The organism is Streptomyces himastatinicus ATCC 53653 (assembly GCF_000158915.1).
Classification (GTDB): domain Bacteria; phylum Actinomycetota; class Actinomycetes; order Streptomycetales; family Streptomycetaceae; genus Streptomyces; species Streptomyces himastatinicus.
In genome coordinates this window covers 2,992,608-2,998,604 of sequence record NZ_GG657754.1, presented here as the reverse complement: position 1 = coordinate 2,998,604, position 5,997 = coordinate 2,992,608, and the positions used below count along the sequence as shown (strand labels likewise).

The 5,997-nt window shown below is 73.1% G+C and carries 4 protein-coding genes; all 4 read left to right on the top strand.

What is annotated here, in order from left to right; genetic code table 11:
* On the top strand, positions 1 to 701 hold a 701-nt coding region (locus SSOG_RS12090; protein WP_039937310.1), incomplete at its 5' end, for an LLM class flavin-dependent oxidoreductase.
* Between the two features lie 107 nt (positions 702 to 808).
* A complete protein-coding gene (mmuM, locus tag SSOG_RS12085) occupies positions 809 to 1,726 on the top strand; it encodes a homocysteine S-methyltransferase (RefSeq protein WP_039937308.1) in 918 nt (305 codons plus the stop codon).
* 34 nt (positions 1,727 to 1,760) lie between these two features.
* Positions 1,761 to 3,383: a 3' terminal RNA ribose 2'-O-methyltransferase Hen1 gene (locus SSOG_RS12080; protein WP_009714501.1), complete on the top strand. Its 1,623-nt coding sequence runs from the start codon at positions 1,761 to 1,763 to the stop codon at positions 3,381 to 3,383.
* On the top strand, positions 3,380 to 5,986 hold the full coding sequence (locus SSOG_RS12075; RefSeq protein ID WP_245606283.1) for a polynucleotide kinase-phosphatase: 2,607 nt from the start codon (positions 3,380 to 3,382) through the stop codon (positions 5,984 to 5,986). The genes SSOG_RS12080 and SSOG_RS12075 overlap by 4 nt, the downstream gene beginning before the upstream one ends.
* Positions 5,987 to 5,997: the final 11 nt, after the last annotated feature.

The window sequence follows — 5,997 nt, the reverse complement described above, 5'->3', positions numbered from 1 at the left end:
CCGCCGCCACCTTCCGGCTGCCGGGCGTCCTCGCGATCCAGGTCGCGCAGGTCGACCAGATGTCGGGTGGCCGAGTCGAGCTGGGCCTGGGCGCGGGTTGGTACGAGCAGGAGCACACCGCGTACGGCATCCCCTTCCCGAAGGAGAAGTTCGCGCGGCTGGAGGAGCAGCTGGCCATCGTCACCGGCCTGTGGAAGACGCCGGTCGGCGAGACCTTCAGCCATGACGGTGCGCACTACCAGCTCACCGACTCGCCCGCGCTGCCCAAGCCCGCCCAGGACCGGGTACCGGTGCTGATCGGCGGCCATGGGCCGACCCGCACCCCGCGGCTGGCCGCGCGGTTCGCGGACGAGTTCAACATGCCGTTCGCGTCGGTCGAGGACAGCGAGCGCCAGTTCGGCCGGGTGCGGTCGGCCGCCGAGGAGGCCGGGCGCAAGGGCGACGACCTGGTGTACTCGAACGCGCTGATCGCCTGCGTCGGCAAGGACGATGCCGAGGTCGCCCGGCGGGCCGCGGCGATCGGCCGCGAGGTCCCGGAGCTGAAGGAGAACGGACTGACGGGCTCCCCGGCAGAGGTGGTCGAGAAGATCGGCCGCTATGCGGAGGCCGGGGCGTCCCGGATCTACCTCCAGATCATGGACCTCGACGACCTCGATCACCTTGAGCTGATTTCCTCCCAGGTCCAGTCCCAGCTGGGCTGACCGCCCCACCGGCCGGGCCTGTCGGTCCGGCCACCGACCCGTCGGCCAGGCCCGGCCGACGGGCCGACCGAGCCGCGTGGCTCACCGAACCACCAGGAGTACCCGTGATGTCCGTCCCACCTACGCCACTGGCCACCGCTCTGGAAGGCGGGCCGCTCGTCCTCGACGGCGGGCTGTCCAACCAGTTGGAGGCGCAGGGCTGCGACCTTTCCGACGAGCTGTGGTCGGCCCGGCTGCTCGCCGATGACCCGGGGCAGATCGAGGCGGCGCACGCCGCGTATGTGCGGGCGGGCGCACGGGTGCTCATCACCAGCAGCTACCAGGCCACCTACGAGGGCTTCGCCCACCGGGGCGTGGCCCGCGAGGACGCCACGGCGCTGCTGGGCCGCAGCGTCGAGCTGGCGCGCGGCGCGGCCCGGGGAGCCGCCGCCCCGGCCGCCCCGGTGTGGGTGGCGGCCTCCGTGGGGCCGTACGGGGCGATGCTGGCCGACGGCAGCGAGTACCGGGGGCGGTACGGGCTGAGCGTGGCCGAGCTGGAGCGGTTCCACCGGCCGCGGATCGAGGCGCTGGTCGCGGCCGGGCCCGATGTGCTCGCCCTGGAGACGGTGCCGGATGCCGACGAGGCGGCGGCCATGCTGCGGGCCGTCGAGGGCAGTGGGGTGCCCGTCTGGCTGTCGTACAGCATCGCGGGGGAGGCCACCCGGGCCGGGCAGCCGCTCCGGGAGGCGTTCGCCGTCGCCGCCGGGAACGAGCAGGTGATCGCCGTCGGCATCAACTGCTGCGAGCCGGGCGACGCGGACCGGGCCGTGGAGATAGCGGCGGAGACCACCGGAAAGCCGGTGGTGGTGTATCCGAACAGCGGAGAGGAGTGGGACGCGACGGCCCGGAGCTGGCGCGGGCGGTCGACCTTCGACCCGGCACGGGTGAAGGGGTGGCGGGATGCCGGTGCGCGGCTCATCGGCGGCTGCTGCCGGGTCGGGCCGGACCGGATCGCCGAGCTGGCGGGCGTGGTGAGAAACCATTAGGTAAGGGGGCTCGCACCCGGCGATACTCGGACGGGTGTTCTTGACGATAACCACCACCGGCACCATCGAGCGCCCCGCGACCGATCTCGGGTTCCTGCTGCACAAGCATCCCGACAAGGCGCAGCGGTTCTCGACCTCCTACGGCACCGCGCACGTCCTCTACCCCGAGGCCGACGCCGAGCGCTGCACGGCGGCGCTGCTGCTGGAGGTCGACCCCGTCGCCCTGGTGCGGCGGGGCCGGGGCAAGGGGCGGGGCGGCGCGCCCGACTCCGCGCTCGCCCAGTACGTCAACGACCGTCCGTACGCGGCTTCCTCGCTGCTGGCCGTCGCGCTGAGCACCGTCTTCTCCAGCGCCCTGAGGGGACACTGCAAGGCGCGGCCCGAGTTGCCGGAGCGGCCGCTGCCCCTGCGGATCGAGGTGCCCGCACTGCCCGCCCGCGGCGGCACCGCCCTGGTCGAGCGGCTCTTCGCACCGCTGGGCTGGGCGGTGACGGCCGAGCCGGTGCCGCTGGACGAGCGCTTCCCGCAGTGGGGCGACTCGCGGTACGTACGGCTGGTGCTGGAGGGCGAGCTGCGGCTCGCCGACGCGCTGCGCCATCTGTATGTGCTGCTGCCGGTGCTGGACGACGCGAAGCACTACTGGGTCGCGCCGGACGAGGTGGACAAGCTGCTGCGTTCCGGCGAGGGCTGGCTGGAGCACCACCCCGAGCAGCGGCTGATCACCAACCGCTATCTGGCCCGCCGCTGGTCGCTGACCCGCAGCGCGCTGGAGCGGCTGGAGCTGGCGCGGCTCGCGGAGACGGACGACGCCGAGGTGGAGGAGATCGACAACGCGGTGGAGGAGCTCACCGCCGAGTTCGCCGAGCAGGAAGAGCAGGCGGAGCAGGCAGAGCAGGCAGAGCAGACTGAGCTGACGGAGCGGGGGGAGCGAGAAGAGGTGGAGCCGGAGGGGGAGAGCGCGCCGCGGCCGGTGCCGCTGGCCGTGCGACGGCGCGAGGCGATCCTCGACGCGCTGCGGGCAGCGGGAGCATCCCGGGTGCTGGATCTCGGCTGCGGCCAGGGCCAGTTGCTGGGCGAGCTGCTCAAGGACGCGCGGTTCACCGAGATCGTCGGTGTCGATGTGTCGATACGCGCGCTGAACGAGGCGGCGCGGCGGCTGCGGCTGGACCGGATGCCCGAGCGGCAGGAGGCACGGCTGAAGCTGACGCAGGGCTCGCTCGCGTACACCGACTCCCGGCTGACCGGCTATGACGCGGCGGTACTCAGCGAGGTGATCGAGCATGTGGATCCGCCCCGGCTGCCCGCCCTGGAGTACGCGGTGTTCGGCGCCGCCCGGCCCACGGTCGTCGTGGTGACCACGCCCAACGTCGAGTACAACGTGCGCTGGGAGTCCCTGCCCGCCGGGCAGGTCCGCCACCACGACCACCGCTTCGAGTGGACCCGGGAGGAGTTCCGCGACTGGGCGCGGGGAGTGGCCGAACGGCACGGCTACGCGGTGGAGTTCCGCCCCGTCGGACCCGAGGACCCCGAGGTCGGCCCGCCGACCCAGCTCGCGCTCTTCCGGCAGGAGGCCGGGGAGACCGGCGAAACGAGCACGACCACCAGCACGACCACCAGCACGACACCGACCACGACACCGAAGGAGGCCGTCGCATGACCGACACCAGCATGACGCTCGACAGGCGCAGCCTCGGCGTGCCCGACCTGTCCCTCGTGGTCCTCGTCGGCACCACCGGATCCGGCAAGTCCACCTTCGCCCGGCACCACTTCCTGCCCACCCAGATCGTCTCGTCCGACGTCTGCCGGGGCCTGGTCTCCGACGACGAGAACGACCAGAGCGCCACCCCGGACGCCTTCGAGCTGCTCCACTACATCGCGGGCAAGCGGCTGGCCGCCGGGCGGCTGACCGTGGTCGACGCGACCAACGTCCAGCCCGAGGCCCGCCGCAGCCTGATCCAGCTGGCGCGCGAGCACGACGTCCTGCCGGTCGCCATCGTCCTCGACGTCCCCGAAGGCGAATGCGCGCGGCGCAACGGCGCCCGGCCCGACCGGGCCGATATGCCCTCCCACGTCATCTCGCGCCAGCGCCGCGAGCTGCGCCGCTCCCTGAAGTCCCTGGAGCGCGAGGGATTCCGCAAGGTGCACATCCTGCGCGGCGTCGAGCAGGTCGAGGGCGCGGAGATCGCCATCGAGCGCCGCTACAACGATCTGCGCCACCTCACCGGCCCGTTCGACATCATCGGCGACATCCACGGCTGCCGCTCCGAGCTGGAAACCCTGCTGGGCAAGCTCGGATACGCCCTGCGCCGCGACGGGCAGGGCCGCCCGGTCGACGCCGTCCACCCCGAGGGGCGCACCGCCGTCTTCGTCGGCGACCTCGTCGACCGCGGGCCGGACAGCCCCGGGGTGCTGCGCCTGGTGATGGGCATGGTCGCCTCCGGGTCGGCGCTGTGCGTGCCCGGCAACCACGAGAACAAGCTCGCCCGCTACCTCAAGGGCCGCAAGGTCAAGATCGCCCACGGCCTCGCCGAGACGGTCGAGCAGCTGGACCGCGAGCACGCCGCGGACCCGGAGTTCGCCGACCGAGCACGGGAGTTCATCGAGTCGCTGGTCAGCCACTATGTGCTGGACGGCGGGGCGCTGGTGGTCTGTCACGCCGGGCTGCCCGAGAAGTACCACGGCCGCACGTCCGGCCGGGTGCGCTCGCACGCGCTGTACGGGGAGACGACCGGTGAGACCGATGAGTTCGGCCTGCCGGTGCGCTACCCGTGGGCCGAGGACTACCGGGGCCGCGCCGCGGTCGTCTACGGTCACACCCCGACCCCTCGGGCATCGTGGCTCAACAACACCCTCTGCCTGGACACCGGTTGTGTCTTCGGCGGCCGGATGACCGCGCTGCGCTGGCCGGAGCGCGAGATCGTGGACGTCCCGGCCGAGCAGGTCTGGTACGAGCCGGTCAGACCGCTGGGCAACGAGGCCCCGGGCGGTACCGACGGCCGTCCGCTCGACCTCGCCGATGTGCGCGGCCGCCGTATCGTCGAGACCCGGCACATGGGCCGGATCGCGGTCAAGGAGGAGAACGCGGCGGCGGCCCTGGAGGTCATGAGCCGCTTCGCCGTCGACCCCCGGCTGCTCGCGTACCTCCCGCCGACCATGGCGCCCGCCGCCACCTCCGCCGAGGAGGGCTATCTGGAGCACCCGGCGGAGGCGTTCGCCGCCTACCGCGCGGACGGGGTGCGCCAGGTGATCTGCGAGGAGAAGCACATGGGCTCCCGGGCGGTGGCGCTGGTCTGCCGCGACCCGGAGGTGGCGAAGGAGCACTTCGGGGCGCCCGATGGCGTATCCGGCATGGTGTACACCCGCACCGGGCGGCCGTTCTTCGACGACCCGCGGCTGACCGAGTCCGTCCTCGGCGGGGTGCGCGGCGGCATCGAGGGCGCCGGTCTGTGGCAGGAGCTGGAGACCGACTGGCTGCTGCTGGACGCCGAGTTGATGCCGTGGTCGCTGAAGGCCGCCGGGCTGCTGCGCAACCAGTACGCGGCGGTGGGCGCAGCCTCGGGCGCCGTCTTCCCCGGGGTGCTCTCGGCGCTCGAGGGCGCGGCGGCGCGTGGCGTCGAGGTGTCCGCGCTCCTCGACAAGCAGCGCGGGCGGGCCGTGGACGCGGCCGCGTTCACCGAGGCGTACCGGCGCTACTGCTGGCCGGTCGACGGGCTGGACGGCATACGGATGGCGCCGTTCCAGATCCTGGCCGCCCAGGGCCGCAGCCTCGCCGCGCTCCCGCACGACCGGCAACTCGCCCTGATCGACCGCATGATCGAGGCGGAGAAGCCGGGAGCGGACGGCGGCCCGCTGCTCGCTCCCACCCGCCGCCTGATAGTCGACACCGAGGACGACGCGTCGGTGGCCGAGGGCGTCGCGTGGTGGCGGGAGCTGACGGAGGCCGGTGGCGAGGGCATGGTCGTCAAACCGCTCCAGGGCTTCGTCCGCAAGGGCGACGGCCGACTGGTCCAGCCGGGCGTCAAATGCCGGGGCCGGGAGTATCTGCGGATCGTCTACGGCCCGGAGTACACCCGCCCGGAGAACCTGGACCAGCTGCGTCAACGCCACCTCGGCCACAAGCGCTCGCTCGCCCTGCGGGAGTACGCGCTGGGGCTGGAGGCCCTGGACCGGCTGGCCGACGGTGAGCCGCTGTGGCGGGTGCACGAGGCGGTGTTCGCGGTGCTGGCCCTGGAGTCGGAGCCGGTGGACCCCCGGCTGTAGCCCGCGGGCGG